Genomic DNA, 20,332 nt, shown 5'->3' with positions numbered 1-20,332 from the left:
TTCTGTTATATTCAAACCTATCCCTAACCCCTTGATACTACTTAACTATTCTCTATTAATCTATTTGAATATAACATGACCTAAATATGTTACATTCAAATATTTTTATATTTATTTTTATTTCAAAAAACATATTAAAACTAACCACTTTTTATATTTTTCTTTCCTCTTCCTAAATGCGACTTATCGCAACATATGTCCCTTTTAGCTCTTATCCTCTTCACCTTGATATATCTAGCTTTATTCTTATTCCTATAAACCTTATACCACATACCCTCAATATGTCCTATTAACACTTATTTGTATACAATCTTTAAGTATTATATAATACTCTTAATCATTCTCTTAGGAGGTTTTTACTATGGATTTAAAAGAATTAAAAGAGGTTAGATTTAAGGAACTTGATAAGAAATATAAACCAGTAATAAATGCTTATAATGATACTGTTGATATGGTTAACTCTATTACAATAGATGATACTGATACTATTGATATTGTTATATGTAAATTATATATAGTAACTAATACAGTTTCTAAAACTTTAAAGCTCTTATCTGATTCAAATTATCGTATAAATAACAGAAAGGTTAACTCAACTGATATTTCTGAACTACTTTGTAGTATTTCTAAATCTGAAACTAATCCAATTAAAATATTTGCTAAAAAGATTTTTATAAGCAATAAAAAGAAAACTCTTAAATTTACTTAATATATTACCTTATGACATTTTGTCGTAAGGTCTATTTTATACCTTGGGTCAAAATGAGCTAAGGTTATTATTAAATATAATTCTTATACCTTAGGCTAAAATTGCCTATGGTTTCTTAATATAAAAAATACCTTAGGAAATAATTTCCCAAGGTCTAATATTTATCTTTTAAAATTTGATATATAATTTTAGTGCTGCACTCATATTCTTTGGCTAACTTTCTATAGCTCTTTCCATTTATTAAGTGATCATCTTTTATTTTTTTACAGTCCTCTTCATTAAACCTTTTTTTCTTTTTACCCATTCTTATAAATTGGCACTCCTTAGCTCCAGCACTAAATGGGAAATAAGGAATATTATATTTTTCTAATTCACTTATATATTTCTTATTAACCATAACTACAATATTATCTATGTCTTTAATTTTATTATTTATTATTTCATCATCTAATTTCCATTTACCCATAACAATATAGCTCCTCTTCTTTAAAATAGTATTACTTAATATTAAATAATACGCATTACTTATATAATATAATACACTTCTAACCAAAATCTAACCTTTTTATAATCTTTTTATTTACTATTAAATTCTACATAAAAATGATATTATATTACTTGGTTATTCATTTGAAAATTATAGCTATTCAACCACATATTTTTGATATAACCATATTCAATTTTCTAAATTAAAATGATGTGATGTTATAAAAAGAGAGTTTTTAAAGCTCTCTTTTTTGTTTTATTATTTAGTTACAAAATAAAAAGAAGAGGATAATAAACCTCTTCCTTTAGTGTTTTTGGTAATGAATGTTTGCAATATCAAAATAAAAAAACATTAATACTAACTGATTCAATACCAGTAAACAAAATTACAGTAATTATTTAAATTTTAAACTAAAAGTAATATCAATTCAATAATTCAATATAGCATTTTTATTGCTCTATTCCCTTTTATTTTTAATTTTATTTATTTTATAATACATTTTATCCTATTAAATTAAAACACTCTTAAAATTGATTTTAACGCCATATAAGAATATGAATAAAAAGAAGAGGTCTTTTAAGGTTACCTCTTTCAATTAAATCTAAGTTTAAACCAATTAAACCATTTATTATTCTGTTTATTAAACTCTTCATGTCTTCTTTTAAGCTCTTCTCTTTTCTCCAGTAGTAAAAGCTCTGTATTACTTAAAGCCTTTTTCTGTAGCTCTTGACTATTTAAGATAATTTGGTTCTGTTGTTCTAGTAATACCATTAATCTTTTATTGTCAGCTCTTAGCCTTTCAATTTCTTCAACCTGTTGTTTAATTAATAAATCCTTTGGTTCAATTCCTTTTAAATAATTTAAACCATCTACATTAATATGTTTAATGCCTTTTTCTATAATGATATACTGTTTAAATTCTTCTTTCTTTAGTTGTTTATATATAGCTTGTTTACTTATGTTAAGCTCCTTAGATACTTGCTCTACTGTATATAACATATATTAAACCCCTTTAAACCATAAGTTGAATAAGTTTAATATTCTATAAATCCATGTATTTATCCTCTAAAGGTCTTAGGATTCCCTAATAATATTTTGATAAGTGTCCTGACATTATCTATGCTTGCTATTCTATAAAAATAGTTCTTTAATTTTAAATAATTATTATGCGTTAAATAGATATTTAACGCATAATAATTAAGATATTTAAGCTTTGTATACTTTCCAACCCTAGTAAATACAAGGCTTGGAAGAGGTTTAGACTAGGCTCTAAAGAGAGCAATAAATAAGCTCCCCCATATAGGTCTTAAAAAATGTCCCCCTTTTAGGTATTTTTTACAATTAAAGTTATTATTTTATCTTTCCCAAGGTTTATCATTTTCATTCCAAGTTCCATTAGCACATTCTACAAAATCATCTGATTTTAATTTTACAACTCTATAGCCTTTTAAAGCTACTTTGTATAAATCATCTTCAATTTCTTCAACTTCTAAAACCTCATGATACTTCATATCACTTCTTAATAAAACTAAATCTCCAACTTCAATTTCATCTACATATTTTTTTTGTAAATAATAATTCCAATCATTATATGTTGTACAAACACTAATATTATTATTACAAATAGGGCATTTAACTATATCATATTGTCTATCTTCTAAAACCTCATGTTTACATTTCCAACAAAAATGATGAGCCTCTTCAAAGTTTGGTGAAATACTCATACTATAATTTCTTTTACTCATAATATTATAACTCCTTATATCTAATAAATTTATATATGATCTATAAGAATATTATACAAAAATTCTAAGATAAAATAAGTATTAGAGTAACCATAATTAAGTACCAAAGTAATGTTATTTGATTACTTTTCAAGCCTAAACCAAAACCGAGGGAGGTCTCCACATCTAGTAAAACTAAGCCTAAAAACTATATTTTAATAGTAGCTAGAAAAATATAAAATAAAACATCTAAAAACCTAGTAAATATAAGGCTTGGAAGAGGTTTAAACTAGGCTCTAAAGAGAACAATAAACAAGTTCCCCCATATAGGTCTTAAAAAATGAGGGTTTTTTCATCATTGAAAGTAATATAAATTTAATGTATAATCCTATTAGTAATAAAAAAACAGGTTGTTTATAACAACCCGTTTTTTCTCATGTAAGTTATATGACGCTCAAGCGTTTTTAAAGGTATATTTAATTCAATACATATTTCTTTATTTTTAAAGCCTTTTTGCCTAAAGGCTTTTATTTTTTCTCTTAATACCTCTAACTCTTCTTTTTTGCTTAACTTACTTTGTGATTTTAACTTTTTATTATAATAATCTTTATTCCTTTTCTCTTTACTCTTAGGCTTATATATTCCCTCTAGTCCTATCTCTTCGCATAGCTCCCATGTTAGCTCTAGGAAGTTTATAAGCGTTTCACTCTTATATAAATACTGTGTATGGTTTACGCTCCTTGTATTAACTTCTATTACATGGTTTCTATAAGGCTCATTAAAGTTATTATTAAACCTTAGCATTTCCTTTTCTGCGTTCTCAAAGTCCTCTTTAGTTAATGCTCCCTTTTGATACTTCTCTTTAACCAAATAGAAATTCCTATATAAAAAGCATAGTCTAGCTCTTAAATTACTTTCATTCATTGAATTTAAATAAGCTTGTATCTTTTCTAAATCCATAAGCCTATTACAATTTAATGTATATACATTATGTAACTTAACTACTTTCTTTTTGTCTTTAGTTCTTCCTTTTCTCCTTTTATACCACTTTGGAAGTTCTTCAAGCCATAGTTCCTTTAATTCTCTTAACGTATATCTAATTGTATCATTGTAAGCTAATATATTAACCTCTGCTCCATTTTTACTATTTATACTTTTAGGCAGCCTATAATAACTTTCTATATTCTGCTTTTCTGCTCCATAGTCTTTTAATTCATCTGCAAATACTTTGCTTATTCTTTGAGCTAATACTACAACATTATCTCTATGCTTAGGTATATAGCAAGGCTCTACAGTATAAATTAACCTTATTTGGTTTCCATACTCAACTAAATTTGGCGTTGGTATAACTTTATCGAATATATCTAATTCAAGTAAACTTATTACTTGTTTAGGATCAAGGTCTTTAAATACTTTTTTATTCTTGTAATCAACATCAATAGCTATTGCATTAATACAAAATAAATTATTCCTTGTCCCACTTCTCATGGTTCTAAATGGATTTAAAGATATAAATATATCTTCTTTACCTAGTGAATTAAATATTGAATTAACTTTTATACGGTCTTTTAATGCATTTATAGGATATGCTTTAGTTATTCCCTTGCCTTTATTTAATACTCTTACAAAACACTCATCATTATTAACATAGATATATGTAAATAACTCTGTAAGCTCTTTTACATCTTGCTTATTATAGCTCTTATAATTCAATTCTTTTTTTAGAATTGCCCCCATTTTTCCCCTCCTTTCTACTCACATAGATTTATTATATCTAACTTTTACATAATTTTGTATCTTTATGTGAGTAAAGGGAGTATATACTCCCTTTTATCCTAAACCAACTAACTCAATAACCTCTATAAGTTCATCAAGTTTATTATCAATGTTCTTCAGCTTAATTCTTGCTCTAAAGTTCCTATAACGTTCTACCTCTTCTATATTATTGAAAAAGTGATGTCCTGAACTAATGCAATTATCTAGCTTTTTATATTCTCCAAACTCCCCTAGAATAAGGTTGTCCTTAATCTCAAATTTAGGTTTTAATTTAACCTTTTTATTTGAAATATACTTTTTTCTTGGAATACACTTTGTTGTATTCATAAATTTACTCTTCCAGTAATAATAAATCTCTATGGATTTACTTTCACTTAGATTAAACTCTGTATTTAAGCTAAGTATTAAATAACTCTTATCTTTATATGAATTCTCATTAAGAAAACTAAAAATCTTTTTTAATAAAATTTCTTTTTTATACTTACTAAATTCCATGATTATACCCCTTTAATTAAATAACTTATTTATAAGCTCTCTTTTTGAAGAGGTTGAGTTTAATTCATAGTTCATATTTCTAACTACTTGTCCAGTAGTTAAAACTAATAATTCTATACATCTAAGCTCAAAACCTAACCTTAAATTAATAATTTTATCCTCATTAACTTTAAATACAGTCCCATTTTTATATTCAATATTTTCACCATTAACGATTACTGTACCATCTGTTAAAACTATTAATTTAATTGATTTAAAGTCTAATAAGTCTACATAAATAAAATTATTTGACTTAAATAAAAACTCTTCTTCTATATGCTCCATTAATAAAGTACCTCCCTATGATTTAAAACCTTGTAAAGTTTTATACTTTCGCTTACTTGAGATAAATTAAGTCTTTCAACCTTTATCCCTTGTCCTCTAAGCTCCTCAATGAACTTCTTGAATACTTTTATATTCATAACTTCAAAGCAACTCCTTTACAGGCACAAACACAAAGGGTATAATCATATTGCGAGTATGGTTGTAGTCCTTTGTGATTGCGACCTTTTTTAATTTTTTATTTTTTTAATTTATGAATAGCCATTCTAGTTCCCTCTGCTCTACTAATTCCATTTTCTTGACAATAACTATCCAATATTTCTAAAGTTTCATCATCAAGTCTTATGGCAATTTGCGTTTTTTTAGGTTTATCAGTAGGTCTACCCATTTTCTTAGGAGTTTCTATTTTTCTCACCCCCTTTTGCATACCATAAGTATAATACTTTTGCATACCATAAGTCAATACCTATTTTATATTTTATTTTCACTCATTTTTATATAGGCTATTATGGGTCTGAAATACACTTTTATACCATGTATCATTTTACTTAAACCCATATAAATATATCTTTAGATATATTATTTAACATAATCCCTTATAGAAGAATCTTTGTTGCGACATTTTGTCACAAGGGGATGTGACATTTTGTCACAAGGGGTGTGTCATTTTGTCATACCCTATAAATATTATTTGTATCTCTTATAGAAGAATCTTTGTTGGGAAATTTTTGCCTAACCCTTGGGAAATTTTTTCCCAAGGTATAAAAAAAGTGCTAATAATCCATACCTGAACTATTAACACTTATCATATTGCTTACATTGGCACTATGTTTATTATCTCTTTTTAAATTCAATAACATTATTTATATATGGTTTTTCCTCTTCTTCCTCTAGCTCTTCAACTGCTATATATGGTTTATTCTCTTTTACTCTTTTCTTTTCAAGTCTTTCAATAAACGTATTTTTAATTCTTTCTTGAAGAGGTTGATCTATTTCAACCCATTCTCTTGTTTGCTTATTAAGATATATTAGATTACCCTCTATCTCACTTTCTGCAAAAGCAAAATATAAATAGTCATCTAATATTTCATCATCACTTAAAGTCATATCACAAGTTCTTAAATAATATGACATACTACTACTTAACTTCGCCCATATTGGTGGATTCTTTTCTTTTTTTACTTCCTTACTCATGTTCTCATTCTCCCTTTCTTACTCTCCATATTTATTTAAATAATCTAATAAAGCTTTATTTAATATACTTCCTATTGTCTTATTTTCTTTTGCTGCCTTATTTCTCACTTTATTGTAAAGCTCTGTATTAACTCTTAATGTCTTAACAGTAGTTTCCTTATTATCTATAGTAATATTACTTGTAATATCTTTATTTGAAACCAATTTTAATATATCATCTAGGTTATTTAATAATAGGTTTAACTTGTCTATATCAACTTTATCTATTGCAATACTATTGTTAACCTCTTCTTTATCTTGCTTTATTACTGGCTCAACACTCGTAATATTACTTGTAATATATTTCTTGCTATAGCTCCTTAGTTTTGAATTATATATATATTTACCTCTGCTTAATTTACTCTTTAATGTGCTTTGTTTAATACCAACCTTATCACACCATTTATTAACACTTAGTTCCTTATCCTCTTCCAATGCTCTATTAATTATATTAACTAACTCTTCTATATCTAATTTTAAAAGCTCCATAGCTCCTCCTTAAATTCAAATAGTATATTACTATAATACCATATGTAATATTACTTGTAATATACTATTTGAAACCATTTGTCGAATGTATGTTCGCTCTTAGAATCCTTTTTTTATTCTACCTTGTGCAATTTTTTCGTAGGGTATCTTTTTCCCTTTTTATCGTTTATATTCCCCTTTTGTCGTTTTTAACTCCCTTTTTATCGTTTATACTCCCTTTTCATCGTTTTTATTACCCTCAAACCCTTGCAATTACTTGCTTTCAACTCCTATAATAATTATATAATAATTATTAATAATAAAGAGTAATAAGTCCTACTACTTAGGACGAAAAGCTCTTCTTATGTTTAGGAGTGATATATTTGAATTTAAATACTGAAAGACTAACCAAAGTAAATAATGATGTTTTAAAGAATGTTTTTTCTAACTATAATGTCAATCAAATAAAATTCTTTTTAATATTACTTAACAAAGCTATAACTTTACATTACGCCTCTTCTGATGAAAGAGTTCAGGAAAATGTACTTGATTGCCTTGAAATAGATATACCTATATCTTTTATAAATAAATATAAAGGCAATAAACATCTTACTAAAAATGAAATTTTTGATATCTTTGAAAGTTTAAATATACTTTTTAAATTTGAGAACTCTAATGGTGATCTAGTAGCTTTTCCTATAATTGATACTATGTGTTTTTATAATAGTGAAAATAAAATAAGCATTACACTTAGAGAAGAGGCTCTTGATTACCTTGTTTTAGTAAGTAGAAATTATACTTGCTTAGACTTAAACTTTGTTAAAGACTTAAAAGGTAAGTATGAAATAGGTTTGTATATGCTTATTTCCATGTATAGTGGATTAAGCAATAAAAAGAAATTCTTTAACATTGAAGAGTTAAAAGACTTCTTTAATGTCTTTGGCTCTAATAATGATTTATTAAAATACATTAGAAAAGCTCAAAGCTCTTTAATAAATAAAGGTTTTAACTTTCAACTAATACCAATTAAAAATGGTAGAACTATAAATCAAATACTATTATCTATGTAATAAGAAGAGGGTACCGCATTTTTTGCGTACCCTCTATTTTTAACTTATTCTTTTAATCCTAAATCTTTTAAAGTCCTATATACTGTGGCTCTACTTAGTCCAGTTTGTTTTACTATATCAACTATCTTATATCCCTCTTTATATAATAATCCAACTGTATCAGCTTTATTATTTCTCTTTGATGGTCTTCCACCATTTCTCCCTCTAGCTTTTGCACTTGCTAAACCCTCTTTTGTTCTTTGGCTTATTAAGTCCCTTTCTAATTGAGATAGTCCACTCATTACAGTTAATAAAAAGCTATTATATGGATTATCACTTGTAGTATCTAACCAAGTATCTTTTATACTTTTTATACTAGCTCCTTTATATTTTATCCTATCAATGATATTTAATAAGTCTTTGGTACTTCTTGATACCCTTGTTAAATCTGCAATAACAACAATATCATTTTCTTGTAGCTCCTCAATCATTTTGTTTAACTGTTCTCTATCTGCCTTAGTACCAGTTATTTTCTCTTGATATATATTTCTCTTATCAACTCCATAATTAACTAGCATATCTATTTGTCTATCTAAATTTTGCTCCTCTGTGCTTACTCTTGCATATCCAATTAACATAATAACCACTCCCTATCTGTTTCATTAATAAAATTGTATCATAAACGTTTCATATTGTAAATAGATTATGATACCTTTTATGATACATTTTCACTCTTTAGGAATGCCTTATTTATGTATATAAAAATAATGTACCAAAAACATTCGTTTTTGATACACTTTAAATATACTATATAATCTTTAATAAAATTTTTTCTGCCTCTTCATTAAACTTTAAATCATCAAATTTAATCATACTAGGATTCATTACATCTAATAGCCTAGTTATATATCTAATCATACTATTATAATTCTTATCATTATGAATAAAATATAATTTTAAGTACTCTATAACATTTTTATAATTTTCTTTATTTTCAATAATGTATTCCAATGCTCTTGGATGACTTAATAGAAAATCAACAAGACTTGATTCTATATCCTTATAACTCATTCCATATAATACATTTTCCTTACTATCATATCTACTAACATGAATTCTCATATAATCTTGTGAATTTATATCATTATCATCAATAAGTATAATTACTGGATTATCATTTGATACAATAACTCCAAAATGATTCTCTTTATAATCTAAATCATATGATATATTTTTTCTAATATTAAATTGCTTTATTGATTTTTCTTTTAACTTTTCTATCCTCTTCAAATTTTCTTCCCTACTATACATAATACCCTCCAAAATATAATTTAATGTTATTTATTATATAGCTTTTTTACATCAATAATATAAACAAATTTTTTATTAAAAAAATATTTACAAATTTATACTTTTGTGAATATACCCCCCTTTACTTTAAAAACCGAAAAAATTTTTTCTAACATAGTTACTGCGACCTTTTAAGATTACTTAAAAAGTTTTTGCACCCCCCCTCACCCTAAGTATTTAAGCATCTAACTTTCAATTACTTTTAAGCTCTATAAAAAAGTTAATAAAATATACTTAAACCTTACCAATTACAAATATATAAATTACTTTATAACCTATGATTTTATCTAAGTTTACCTCTAATTTCACTTATTATCTTATACAATAAATATACACTCAAAGCTTAACATAACCTAAGAAAGTGTTAACTTTTCTATTTCTCTTATAACCTTTGCTATATCTAGCTTTAAATACTCTCTCTAAATCATAAGTTAACGTAACCTCAATATGTTAACTTTATTAGTTTTTATACTAATACTTTTCATCAAAATTCATTGATTTTAAATCATTTTATAATATTATTTTTCCTTATCCTGAATATCACTTATTGTAATTTCTGTTATATTCAAACCTATCCCTAACCCCTTGATACTACTTAACTATTCTCTATTAATCTATTTGAATATAACATGACCTAAATATGTTACATTCAAATATTTTTATATTTATTTTTATTTCAAAAAACATATTAAAACTAACCACTTTTTATATTTTTCTTTCCTCTTCCTAAATGCGACTTATCGCAACATATGTCCCTTTTAGCTCTTATCCTCTTCACCTTGATATATCTAGCTTTATTCTTATTCCTATAAACCTTATACCACATACCCTCAATATGTCCTATTAACACTTATTTGTATACAATCTTTAAGTATTATATAATACTCTTAATCATTCTCTTAGGAGGTTTTTACTATGGATTTAAAAGAATTAAAAGAGGTTAGATTTAAGGAACTTGATAAGAAATATAAACCAGTAATAAATGCTTATAATGATACTGTTGATATGGTTAACTCTATTACAATAGATGATACTGATACTATTGATATTGTTATATGTAAATTATATATAGTAACTAATACAGTTTCTAAAACTTTAAAGCTCTTATCTGATTCAAATTATCGTATAAATAACAGAAAGGTTAACTCAACTGATATTTCTGAACTACTTTGTAGTATTTCTAAATCTGAAACTAATCCAATTAAAATATTTGCTAAAAAGATTTTTATAAGCAATAAAAAGAAAACTCTTAAATTTACTTAATATATTACCTTATGACATTTTGTCGTAAGGTCTATTTTATACCTTGGGTCAAAATGAGCTAAGGTTATTATTAAATATAATTCTTATACCTTAGGCTAAAATTGCCTATGGTTTCTTAATATAAAAAATACCTTAGGAAATAATTTCCCAAGGTCTAATATTTATCTTTTAAAATTTGATATATAATTTTAGTGCTGCACTCATATTCTTTGGCTAACTTTCTATAGCTCTTTCCATTTATTAAGTGATCATCTTTTATTTTTTTACAGTCCTCTTCATTAAACCTTTTTTTCTTTTTACCCATTCTTATAAATTGGCACTCCTTAGCTCCAGCACTAAATGGGAAATAAGGAATATTATATTTTTCTAATTCACTTATATATTTCTTATTAACCATAACTACAATATTATCTATGTCTTTAATTTTATTATTTATTATTTCATCATCTAATTTCCATTTACCCATAACAATATAGCTCCTCTTCTTTAAAATAGTATTACTTAATATTAAATAATACGCATTACTTATATAATATAATACACTTCTAACCAAAATCTAACCTTTTTATAATCTTTTTATTTACTATTAAATTCTACATAAAAATGATATTATATTACTTGGTTATTCATTTGAAAATTATAGCTATTCAACCACATATTTTTGATATAACCATATTCAATTTTCTAAATTAAAATGATGTGATGTTATAAAAAGAGAGTTTTTAAAGCTCTCTTTTTTGTTTTATTATTTAGTTACAAAATAAAAAGAAGAGGATAATAAACCTCTTCCTTTAGTGTTTTTGGTAATGAATGTTTGCAATATCAAAATAAAAAAACATTAATACTAACTGATTCAATACCAGTAAACAAAATTACAGTAATTATTTAAATTTTAAACTAAAAGTAATATCAATTCAATAATTCAATATAGCATTTTTATTGCTCTATTCCCTTTTATTTTTAATTTTATTTATTTTATAATACATTTTATCCTATTAAATTAAAACACTCTTAAAATTGATTTTAACGCCATATAAGAATATGAATAAAAAGAAGAGGTCTTTTAAGGTTACCTCTTTCAATTAAATCTAAGTTTAAACCAATTAAACCATTTATTATTCTGTTTATTAAACTCTTCATGTCTTCTTTTAAGCTCTTCTCTTTTCTCCAGTAGTAAAAGCTCTGTATTACTTAAAGCCTTTTTCTGTAGCTCTTGACTATTTAAGATAATTTGGTTCTGTTGTTCTAGTAATACCATTAATCTTTTATTGTCAGCTCTTAGCCTTTCAATTTCTTCAACCTGTTGTTTAATTAATAAATCCTTTGGTTCAATTCCTTTTAAATAATTTAAACCATCTACATTAATATGTTTAATGCCTTTTTCTATAATGATATACTGTTTAAATTCTTCTTTCTTTAGTTGTTTATATATAGCTTGTTTACTTATGTTAAGCTCCTTAGATACTTGCTCTACTGTATATAACATATATTAAACCCCTTTAAACCATAAGTTGAATAAGTTTAATATTCTATAAATCCATGTATTTATCCTCTAAAGGTCTTAGGATTCCCTAATAATATTTTGATAAGTGTCCTGACATTATCTATGCTTGCTATTCTATAAAAATAGTTCTTTAATTTTAAATAATTATTATGCGTTAAATAGATATTTAACGCATAATAATTAAGATATTTAAGCTTTGTATACTTTCCAACCCTAGTAAATACAAGGCTTGGAAGAGGTTTAGACTAGGCTCTAAAGAGAGCAATAAATAAGCTCCCCCATATAGGTCTTAAAAAATGTCCCCCTTTTAGGTATTTTTTACAATTAAAGTTATTATTTTATCTTTCCCAAGGTTTATCATTTTCATTCCAAGTTCCATTAGCACATTCTACAAAATCATCTGATTTTAATTTTACAACTCTATAGCCTTTTAAAGCTACTTTGTATAAATCATCTTCAATTTCTTCAACTTCTAAAACCTCATGATACTTCATATCACTTCTTAATAAAACTAAATCTCCAACTTCAATTTCATCTACATATTTTTTTTGTAAATAATAATTCCAATCATTATATGTTGTACAAACACTAATATTATTATTACAAATAGGGCATTTAACTATATCATATTGTCTATCTTCTAAAACCTCATGTTTACATTTCCAACAAAAATGATGAGCCTCTTCAAAGTTTGGTGAAATACTCATACTATAATTTCTTTTACTCATAATATTATAACTCCTTATATCTAATAAATTTATATATGATCTATAAGAATATTATACAAAAATTCTAAGATAAAATAAGTATTAGAGTAACCATAATTAAGTACCAAAGTAATGTTATTTGATTACTTTTCAAGCCTAAACCAAAACCGAGGGAGGTCTCCACATCTAGTAAAACTAAGCCTAAAAACTATATTTTAATAGTAGCTAGAAAAATATAAAATAAAACATCTAAAAACCTAGTAAATATAAGGCTTGGAAGAGGTTTAAACTAGGCTCTAAAGAGAACAATAAACAAGTTCCCCCATATAGGTCTTAAAAAATGAGGGTTTTTTCATCATTGAAAGTAATATAAATTTAATGTATAATCCTATTAGTAATAAAAAAACAGGTTGTTTATAACAACCCGTTTTTTCTCATGTAAGTTATATGACGCTCAAGCGTTTTTAAAGGTATATTTAATTCAATACATATTTCTTTATTTTTAAAGCCTTTTTGCCTAAAGGCTTTTATTTTTTCTCTTAATACCTCTAACTCTTCTTTTTTGCTTAACTTACTTTGTGATTTTAACTTTTTATTATAATAATCTTTATTCCTTTTCTCTTTACTCTTAGGCTTATATATTCCCTCTAGTCCTATCTCTTCGCATAGCTCCCATGTTAGCTCTAGGAAGTTTATAAGCGTTTCACTCTTATATAAATACTGTGTATGGTTTACGCTCCTTGTATTAACTTCTATTACATGGTTTCTATAAGGCTCATTAAAGTTATTATTAAACCTTAGCATTTCCTTTTCTGCGTTCTCAAAGTCCTCTTTAGTTAATGCTCCCTTTTGATACTTCTCTTTAACCAAATAGAAATTCCTATATAAAAAGCATAGTCTAGCTCTTAAATTACTTTCATTCATTGAATTTAAATAAGCTTGTATCTTTTCTAAATCCATAAGCCTATTACAATTTAATGTATATACATTATGTAACTTAACTACTTTCTTTTTGTCTTTAGTTCTTCCTTTTCTCCTTTTATACCACTTTGGAAGTTCTTCAAGCCATAGTTCCTTTAATTCTCTTAACGTATATCTAATTGTATCATTGTAAGCTAATATATTAACCTCTGCTCCATTTTTACTATTTATACTTTTAGGCAGCCTATAATAACTTTCTATATTCTGCTTTTCTGCTCCATAGTCTTTTAATTCATCTGCAAATACTTTGCTTATTCTTTGAGCTAATACTACAACATTATCTCTATGCTTAGGTATATAGCAAGGCTCTACAGTATAAATTAACCTTATTTGGTTTCCATACTCAACTAAATTTGGCGTTGGTATAACTTTATCGAATATATCTAATTCAAGTAAACTTATTACTTGTTTAGGATCAAGGTCTTTAAATACTTTTTTATTCTTGTAATCAACATCAATAGCTATTGCATTAATACAAAATAAATTATTCCTTGTCCCACTTCTCATGGTTCTAAATGGATTTAAAGATATAAATATATCTTCTTTACCTAGTGAATTAAATATTGAATTAACTTTTATACGGTCTTTTAATGCATTTATAGGATATGCTTTAGTTATTCCCTTGCCTTTATTTAATACTCTTACAAAACACTCATCATTATTAACATAGATATATGTAAATAACTCTGTAAGCTCTTTTACATCTTGCTTATTATAGCTCTTATAATTCAATTCTTTTTTTAGAATTGCCCCCATTTTTCCCCTCCTTTCTACTCACATAGATTTATTATATCTAACTTTTACATAATTTTGTATCTTTATGTGAGTAAAGGGAGTATATACTCCCTTTTATCCTAAACCAACTAACTCAATAACCTCTATAAGTTCATCAAGTTTATTATCAATGTTCTTCAGCTTAATTCTTGCTCTAAAGTTCCTATAACGTTCTACCTCTTCTATATTATTGAAAAAGTGATGTCCTGAACTAATGCAATTATCTAGCTTTTTATATTCTCCAAACTCCCCTAGAATAAGGTTGTCCTTAATCTCAAATTTAGGTTTTAATTTAACCTTTTTATTTGAAATATACTTTTTTCTTGGAATACACTTTGTTGTATTCATAAATTTACTCTTCCAGTAATAATAAATCTCTATGGATTTACTTTCACTTAGATTAAACTCTGTATTTAAGCTAAGTATTAAATAACTCTTATCTTTATATGAATTCTCATTAAGAAAACTAAAAATCTTTTTTAATAAAATTTCTTTTTTATACTTACTAAATTCCATGATTATACCCCTTTAATTAAATAACTTATTTATAAGCTCTCTTTTTGAAGAGGTTGAGTTTAATTCATAGTTCATATTTCTAACTACTTGTCCAGTAGTTAAAACTAATAATTCTATACATCTAAGCTCAAAACCTAACCTTAAATTAATAATTTTATCCTCATTAACTTTAAATACAGTCCCATTTTTATATTCAATATTTTCACCATTAACGATTACTGTACCATCTGTTAAAACTATTAATTTAATTGATTTAAAGTCTAATAAGTCTACATAAATAAAATTATTTGACTTAAATAAAAACTCTTCTTCTATATGCTCCATTAATAAAGTACCTCCCTATGATTTAAAACCTTGTAAAGTTTTATACTTTCGCTTACTTGAGATAAATTAAGTCTTTCAACCTTTATCCCTTGTCCTCTAAGCTCCTCAATGAACTTCTTGAATACTTTTATATTCATAACTTCAAAGCAACTCCTTTACAGGCACAAACACAAAGGGTATAATCATATTGCGAGTATGGTTGTAGTCCTTTGTGATTGCGACCTTTTTTAATTTTTTATTTTTTTAATTTATGAATAGCCATTCTAGTTCCCTCTGCTCTACTAATTCCATTTTCTTGACAATAACTATCCAATATTTCTAAAGTTTCATCATCAAGTCTTATGGCAATTTGCGTTTTTTTAGGTTTATCAGTAGGTCTACCCATTTTCTTAGGAGTTTCTATTTTTCTCACCCCCTTTTGCATACCATAAGTATAATACTTTTGCATACCATAAGTCAATACCTATTTTATATTTTATTTTCACTCATTTTTATATAGGCTATTATGGGTCTGAAATACACTTTTATACCATGTATCATTTTACTTAAACCCATATAAATATATCTTTAGATATATTATTTAACATAATCCCTTATAGAAGAATCTTTGTTGCGACATTTTGTCACAAGGGGATGTGACATTTTGTCACAAGGGGTGTGTCATTTTGTCATACCCTATAAATATTATTTGTATCTCTTATAGAAGAATCTTTGTTGGGAAATTTTTGCCTAACCCTTGGGAAATTTTTTCCCAAGGTATAAAAAAAGTGCTAATAATCCATACCTGAACTATTAACACTTATCATATTGCTTACATTGGCACTATGTTTATTATCTCTTTTTAAATTCAATAACATTATTTATATATGGTTTTTCCTCTTCTTCCTCTAGCTCTTCAACTGCTATATATGGTTTATTCTCTTTTACTCTTTTCTTTTCAAGTCTTTCAATAAACGTATTTTTAATTCTTTCTTGAAGAGGTTGATCTATTTCAACCCATTCTCTTGTTTGCTTATTAAGATATATTAGATTACCCTCTATCTCACTTTCTGCAAAAGCAAAATATAAATAGTCATCTAATATTTCATCATCACTTAAAGTCATATCACAAGTTCTTAAATAATATGACATACTACTACTTAACTTCGCCCATATTGGTGGATTCTTTTCTTTTTTTACTTCCTTACTCATGTTCTCATTCTCCCTTTCTTACTCTCCATATTTATTTAAATAATCTAATAAAGCTTTATTTAATATACTTCCTATTGTCTTATTTTCTTTTGCTGCCTTATTTCTCACTTTATTGTAAAGCTCTGTATTAACTCTTAATGTCTTAACAGTAGTTTCCTTATTATCTATAGTAATATTACTTGTAATATCTTTATTTGAAACCAATTTTAATATATCATCTAGGTTATTTAATAATAGGTTTAACTTGTCTATATCAACTTTATCTATTGCAATACTATTGTTAACCTCTTCTTTATCTTGCTTTATTACTGGCTCAACACTCGTAATATTACTTGTAATATATTTCTTGCTATAGCTCCTTAGTTTTGAATTATATATATATTTACCTCTGCTTAATTTACTCTTTAATGTGCTTTGTTTAATACCAACCTTATCACACCATTTATTAACACTTAGTTCCTTATCCTCTTCCAATGCTCTATTAATTATATTAACTAACTCTTCTATATCTAATTTTAAAAGCTCCATAGCTCCTCCTTAAATTCAAATAGTATATTACTATAATACCATATGTAATATTACTTGTAATATACTATTTGAAACCATTTGTCGAATGTATGTTCGCTCTTAGAATCCTTTTTTTATTCTACCTTGTGCAATTTTTTCGTAGGGTATCTTTTTCCCTTTTTATCGTTTATATTCCCCTTTTGTCGTTTTTAACTCCCTTTTTATCGTTTATACTCCCTTTTCATCGTTTTTATTACCCTCAAACCCTTGCAATTACTTGCTTTCAACTCCTATAATAATTATATAATAATTATTAATAATAAAGAGTAATAAGTCCTACTACTTAGGACGAAAAGCTCTTCTTATGTTTAGGAGTGATATATTTGAATTTAAATACTGAAAGACTAACCAAAGTAAATAATGATGTTTTAAAGAATGTTTTTTCTAACTATAATGTCAATCAAATAAAATTCTTTTTAATATTACTTAACAAAGCTATAACTTTACATTACGCCTCTTCTGATGAAAGAGTTCAGGAAAATGTACTTGATTGCCTTGAAATAGATATACCTATATCTTTTATAAATAAATATAAAGGCAATAAACATCTTACTAAAAATGAAATTTTTGATATCTTTGAAAGTTTAAATATACTTTTTAAATTTGAGAACTCTAATGGTGATCTAGTAGCTTTTCCTATAATTGATACTATGTGTTTTTATAATAGTGAAAATAAAATAAGCATTACACTTAGAGAAGAGGCTCTTGATTACCTTGTTTTAGTAAGTAGAAATTATACTTGCTTAGACTTAAACTTTGTTAAAGACTTAAAAGGTAAGTATGAAATAGGTTTGTATATGCTTATTTCCATGTATAGTGGATTAAGCAATAAAAAGAAATTCTTTAACATTGAAGAGTTAAAAGACTTCTTTAATGTCTTTGGCTCTAATAATGATTTATTAAAATACATTAGAAAAGCTCAAAGCTCTTTAATAAATAAAGGTTTTAACTTTCAACTAATACCAATTAAAAATGGTAGAACTATAAATCAAATACTATTATCTATGTAATAAGAAGAGGGTACCGCATTTTTTGCGTACCCTCTATTTTTAACTTATTCTTTTAATCCTAAATCTTTTAAAGTCCTATATACTGTGGCTCTACTTAGTCCAGTTTGTTTTACTATATCAACTATCTTATATCCCTCTTTATATAATAATCCAACTGTATCAGCTTTATTATTTCTCTTTGATGGTCTTCCACCATTTCTCCCTCTAGCTTTTGCACTTGCTAAACCCTCTTTTGTTCTTTGGCTTATTAAGTCCCTTTCTAATTGAGATAGTCCACTCATTACAGTTAATAAAAAGCTATTATATGGATTATCACTTGTAGTATCTAACCAAGTATCTTTTATACTTTTTATACTAGCTCCTTTATATTTTATCCTATCAATGATATTTAATAAGTCTTTGGTACTTCTTGATACCCTTGTTAAATCTGCAATAACAACAATATCATTTTCTTGTAGCTCCTCAATCATTTTGTTTAACTGTTCTCTATCTGCCTTAGTACCAGTTATTTTCTCTTGATATATATTTCTCTTATCAACTCCATAATTAACTAGCATATCTATTTGTCTATCTAAATTTTGCTCCTCTGTGCTTACTCTTGCATATCCAATTAACATAATAACCACTCCCTATCTGTTTCATTAATAAAATTGTATCATAAACGTTTCATATTGTAAATAGATTATGATACCTTTTATGATACATTTTCACTCTTTAGGAATGCCTTATTTATGTATATAAAAATAATGTACCAAAAACATTCGTTTTTGATACACTTTAAATATACTATATAATCTTTAATAAAATTTTTTCTGCCTCTTCATTAAACTTTAAATCATCAAATTTAATCATACTAGGATTCATTACATCTAATAGCCTAGTTATATATCTAATCATACTATTATAATTCTTATCATTATGAATAAAATATAATTTTAAGTACTCTATAACATTTTTATAATTTTCTTTATTTTCAATAATGTATTCCAATGCTCTTGGATGACTTAATAGAAAATCAACAAGACTTGATTCTATATCCTTATAACTCATTCCATATAATACATTTTCCTTACTATCATATCTACTAACATGAATTCTCATATAATCTTGTGAATTTATATCATTATCATCAATAAGTATAATTACTGGATTATCATTTGATACAATAACTCCAAAATGATTCTCTTTATAATCTAAATCATATGATATATTTTTTCTAATATTAAATTGCTTTATTGATTTTTCTTTTAACTTTTCTATCCTCTTCAAATTTTCTTCCCTACTATACATAATACCCTCCAAAATATAATTTAATGTTATTTATTATATAGCTTTTTTACATCAATAATATAAACAAATTTTTTATTAAAAAAATATTTACAAATTTATACTTTTGTGAATATACCCCCCTTTACTTTAAAAACCGAAAAAATTTTTTCTAACATAGTTACTGCGACCTTTTAAGATTACTTAAAAAGTTTTTGCACCCCCCCTCACCCTAAGTATTTAAGCATCTAACTTTCAATTACTTTTAAGCTCTATAAAAAAGTTAATAAAATATACTTAAACCTTACCAATTACAAATATATAAATTACTTTATAACCTATGATTTTATCTAAGTTTACCTCTAATTTCACTTATTATCTTATACAATAAATATACACTCAAAGCTTAACATAACCTAAGAAAGTGTTAACTTTTCTATTTCTCTTATAACCTTTGCTATATCTAGCTTTAAATACTCTCTCTAAATCATAAGTTAACGTAACCTCAATATGTTAACTTTATTAGTTTTTATACTAATACTTTTCATCAAAATTCATTGATTTTAAATCATTTTATAATATTATTTTTCCTTATCCTGAATATCACTTATTGTAAT

The 20,332-nt window shown here is 25.7% G+C and carries 30 protein-coding genes; 4 read left to right on the top strand and 26 right to left on the bottom strand.

The genetic code is table 11. From position 1 onward, the window contains the following. Window positions 1-140 precede the first annotated feature (140 nt). Complete coding sequence (locus tag ACQZHJ_RS18540; protein WP_430486988.1) at window positions 141-296, bottom strand: hypothetical protein; 156 nt, start codon at window positions 294-296, stop codon at window positions 141-143. A gap of 65 nt (window positions 297-361) precedes the next feature. Between ACQZHJ_RS18540 and ACQZHJ_RS18535 the strand changes: the two genes are divergently transcribed. Continuing rightward, entirely contained in the window at window positions 362-709 is a 348-nt protein-coding gene (locus ACQZHJ_RS18535; protein WP_430486987.1) for a hypothetical protein, read from the top strand. Window positions 710-863: 154 nt separating this feature from the next. Here the strand turns inward: ACQZHJ_RS18535 and ACQZHJ_RS18530 are convergent, their stop codons facing one another. From ACQZHJ_RS18530 to ACQZHJ_RS18485, 10 genes are all read right to left on the bottom strand, one after another. Beyond that, a complete protein-coding gene (locus ACQZHJ_RS18530; protein ID WP_430486986.1) occupies window positions 864-1,175 on the bottom strand; it encodes a hypothetical protein in 312 nt (103 codons plus the stop codon). Window positions 1,176-1,787: 612 nt separating this feature from the next. Then, complete coding sequence (locus ACQZHJ_RS18525) at window positions 1,788-2,195, bottom strand: DNA-binding protein (RefSeq protein WP_430486985.1); 408 nt, start codon at window positions 2,193-2,195, stop codon at window positions 1,788-1,790. Between the two features lie 356 nt (window positions 2,196-2,551). Next, window positions 2,552-2,941 carry a hypothetical protein gene (locus ACQZHJ_RS18520; protein WP_430486984.1) on the bottom strand — a complete coding sequence of 130 codons (390 nt, stop codon included), beginning with the start codon at window positions 2,939-2,941 and terminating at the stop codon, window positions 2,552-2,554. 393 nt (window positions 2,942-3,334) lie between these two features. Beyond that, complete coding sequence (locus ACQZHJ_RS18515; protein ID WP_430486983.1) at window positions 3,335-4,657, bottom strand: helix-turn-helix domain-containing protein; 1,323 nt, start codon at window positions 4,655-4,657, stop codon at window positions 3,335-3,337. Between the two features lie 93 nt (window positions 4,658-4,750). After that, the gene (locus tag ACQZHJ_RS18510) at window positions 4,751-5,191 is read right to left on the bottom strand and encodes a hypothetical protein (RefSeq protein ID WP_430486982.1); all 441 of its coding nucleotides are present in this window, start codon (window positions 5,189-5,191) and stop codon (window positions 4,751-4,753) included. A 12-nt stretch (window positions 5,192-5,203) separates the two neighbouring features. Continuing rightward, complete coding sequence (locus ACQZHJ_RS18505; protein ID WP_430486981.1) at window positions 5,204-5,515, bottom strand: hypothetical protein; 312 nt, start codon at window positions 5,513-5,515, stop codon at window positions 5,204-5,206. Next, window positions 5,515-5,652 (bottom strand): hypothetical protein, encoded by a 138-nt coding sequence (locus tag ACQZHJ_RS18500; protein WP_430486980.1) that lies wholly within the window; start codon window positions 5,650-5,652, stop codon window positions 5,515-5,517. The genes ACQZHJ_RS18505 and ACQZHJ_RS18500 overlap by 1 nt, the downstream gene beginning before the upstream one ends. 98 nt (window positions 5,653-5,750) lie before the next feature. Beyond that, window positions 5,751-5,963: a hypothetical protein gene (locus tag ACQZHJ_RS18495; RefSeq protein ID WP_430486979.1), complete on the bottom strand. Its 213-nt coding sequence runs from the start codon at window positions 5,961-5,963 to the stop codon at window positions 5,751-5,753. A gap of 383 nt (window positions 5,964-6,346) precedes the next feature. Next, window positions 6,347-6,706, bottom strand: coding sequence for a hypothetical protein (locus ACQZHJ_RS18490; protein ID WP_430486978.1), 360 nt, complete (start codon window positions 6,704-6,706; stop codon window positions 6,347-6,349). An 18-nt stretch (window positions 6,707-6,724) separates the two neighbouring features. Further along, window positions 6,725-7,234 carry a hypothetical protein gene (locus ACQZHJ_RS18485; protein WP_430486977.1) on the bottom strand — a complete coding sequence of 170 codons (510 nt, stop codon included), beginning with the start codon at window positions 7,232-7,234 and terminating at the stop codon, window positions 6,725-6,727. A 362-nt stretch (window positions 7,235-7,596) separates the two neighbouring features. Here ACQZHJ_RS18485 and ACQZHJ_RS18480 point away from each other — a divergent pair, with 362 nt between their 5' ends. After that, complete coding sequence (locus tag ACQZHJ_RS18480; RefSeq protein WP_430486976.1) at window positions 7,597-8,283, top strand: replication initiation protein; 687 nt, start codon at window positions 7,597-7,599, stop codon at window positions 8,281-8,283. 44 nt (window positions 8,284-8,327) lie between these two features. Here ACQZHJ_RS18480 and ACQZHJ_RS18475 read toward each other — a convergent pair whose 3' ends face one another. The 3 genes from ACQZHJ_RS18475 to ACQZHJ_RS18465 form a co-directional block, all read right to left on the bottom strand. After that, a complete protein-coding gene (locus ACQZHJ_RS18475) occupies window positions 8,328-8,900 on the bottom strand; it encodes a recombinase family protein (protein WP_430486975.1) in 573 nt (190 codons plus the stop codon). A 169-nt stretch (window positions 8,901-9,069) separates the two neighbouring features. Further along, window positions 9,070-9,573 carry a hypothetical protein gene (locus ACQZHJ_RS18470; RefSeq protein ID WP_430486974.1) on the bottom strand — a complete coding sequence of 168 codons (504 nt, stop codon included), beginning with the start codon at window positions 9,571-9,573 and terminating at the stop codon, window positions 9,070-9,072. A gap of 733 nt (window positions 9,574-10,306) precedes the next feature. Beyond that, on the bottom strand, window positions 10,307-10,462 hold the full coding sequence (locus tag ACQZHJ_RS18465; RefSeq protein WP_430486988.1) for a hypothetical protein: 156 nt from the start codon (window positions 10,460-10,462) through the stop codon (window positions 10,307-10,309). A gap of 65 nt (window positions 10,463-10,527) precedes the next feature. Here ACQZHJ_RS18465 and ACQZHJ_RS18460 point away from each other — a divergent pair, with 65 nt between their 5' ends. Then, window positions 10,528-10,875: a hypothetical protein gene (locus ACQZHJ_RS18460; protein WP_430486987.1), complete on the top strand. Its 348-nt coding sequence runs from the start codon at window positions 10,528-10,530 to the stop codon at window positions 10,873-10,875. Window positions 10,876-11,029: 154 nt separating this feature from the next. Here the strand turns inward: ACQZHJ_RS18460 and ACQZHJ_RS18455 are convergent, their stop codons facing one another. From ACQZHJ_RS18455 to ACQZHJ_RS18410, 10 genes are all read right to left on the bottom strand, one after another. Beyond that, a complete protein-coding gene (locus tag ACQZHJ_RS18455) occupies window positions 11,030-11,341 on the bottom strand; it encodes a hypothetical protein (RefSeq protein ID WP_430486986.1) in 312 nt (103 codons plus the stop codon). A gap of 612 nt (window positions 11,342-11,953) precedes the next feature. Continuing rightward, window positions 11,954-12,361: a DNA-binding protein gene (locus tag ACQZHJ_RS18450; RefSeq protein ID WP_430486985.1), complete on the bottom strand. Its 408-nt coding sequence runs from the start codon at window positions 12,359-12,361 to the stop codon at window positions 11,954-11,956. 356 nt (window positions 12,362-12,717) lie between these two features. Beyond that, window positions 12,718-13,107, bottom strand: a complete 390-nt coding sequence (locus tag ACQZHJ_RS18445) for a hypothetical protein (RefSeq protein ID WP_430486984.1) — start codon at window positions 13,105-13,107, stop codon at window positions 12,718-12,720. Window positions 13,108-13,500: 393 nt separating this feature from the next. Next, a complete protein-coding gene (locus tag ACQZHJ_RS18440; RefSeq protein WP_430486983.1) occupies window positions 13,501-14,823 on the bottom strand; it encodes a helix-turn-helix domain-containing protein in 1,323 nt (440 codons plus the stop codon). Between the two features lie 93 nt (window positions 14,824-14,916). Continuing rightward, the gene (locus ACQZHJ_RS18435) at window positions 14,917-15,357 is read right to left on the bottom strand and encodes a hypothetical protein (RefSeq protein ID WP_430486982.1); all 441 of its coding nucleotides are present in this window, start codon (window positions 15,355-15,357) and stop codon (window positions 14,917-14,919) included. 12 nt (window positions 15,358-15,369) lie between these two features. Then, window positions 15,370-15,681, bottom strand: coding sequence for a hypothetical protein (locus ACQZHJ_RS18430; protein WP_430486981.1), 312 nt, complete (start codon window positions 15,679-15,681; stop codon window positions 15,370-15,372). Continuing rightward, window positions 15,681-15,818, bottom strand: a complete 138-nt coding sequence (locus tag ACQZHJ_RS18425; RefSeq protein WP_430486980.1) for a hypothetical protein — start codon at window positions 15,816-15,818, stop codon at window positions 15,681-15,683. The genes ACQZHJ_RS18430 and ACQZHJ_RS18425 overlap by 1 nt, the downstream gene beginning before the upstream one ends. Window positions 15,819-15,916: 98 nt before the next feature. After that, window positions 15,917-16,129, bottom strand: a complete 213-nt coding sequence (locus ACQZHJ_RS18420) for a hypothetical protein (protein ID WP_430486979.1) — start codon at window positions 16,127-16,129, stop codon at window positions 15,917-15,919. A 383-nt stretch (window positions 16,130-16,512) separates the two neighbouring features. Then, a complete protein-coding gene (locus ACQZHJ_RS18415; protein WP_430486978.1) occupies window positions 16,513-16,872 on the bottom strand; it encodes a hypothetical protein in 360 nt (119 codons plus the stop codon). An 18-nt stretch (window positions 16,873-16,890) separates the two neighbouring features. After that, window positions 16,891-17,400: a hypothetical protein gene (locus tag ACQZHJ_RS18410; protein WP_430486977.1), complete on the bottom strand. Its 510-nt coding sequence runs from the start codon at window positions 17,398-17,400 to the stop codon at window positions 16,891-16,893. A 362-nt stretch (window positions 17,401-17,762) separates the two neighbouring features. On the opposite strand from ACQZHJ_RS18410, the gene ACQZHJ_RS18405 reads away from it, so the two are divergent. After that, the gene (locus ACQZHJ_RS18405) at window positions 17,763-18,449 is read left to right on the top strand and encodes a replication initiation protein (RefSeq protein WP_430486976.1); all 687 of its coding nucleotides are present in this window, start codon (window positions 17,763-17,765) and stop codon (window positions 18,447-18,449) included. Between the two features lie 44 nt (window positions 18,450-18,493). On the opposite strand, the gene ACQZHJ_RS18400 is transcribed toward ACQZHJ_RS18405, so the two are convergent. Both ACQZHJ_RS18400 and ACQZHJ_RS18395 read right to left on the bottom strand, forming a co-directional pair. Beyond that, window positions 18,494-19,066 carry a recombinase family protein gene (locus ACQZHJ_RS18400; protein ID WP_430486975.1) on the bottom strand — a complete coding sequence of 191 codons (573 nt, stop codon included), beginning with the start codon at window positions 19,064-19,066 and terminating at the stop codon, window positions 18,494-18,496. A 169-nt stretch (window positions 19,067-19,235) separates the two neighbouring features. Next, entirely contained in the window at window positions 19,236-19,739 is a 504-nt protein-coding gene (locus ACQZHJ_RS18395; protein ID WP_430486974.1) for a hypothetical protein, read from the bottom strand. Window positions 19,740-20,332 lie beyond the last annotated feature (593 nt).

This window comes from Clostridium sp. B9, assembly GCF_050509515.1.
Taxonomy (GTDB): Bacteria; Bacillota; Clostridia; order Clostridiales; family Clostridiaceae; genus Sarcina.
The sequence above is the reverse complement of the archived record's forward strand: the minus strand, read 5'-3'. Positions and strand labels throughout refer to the sequence as shown.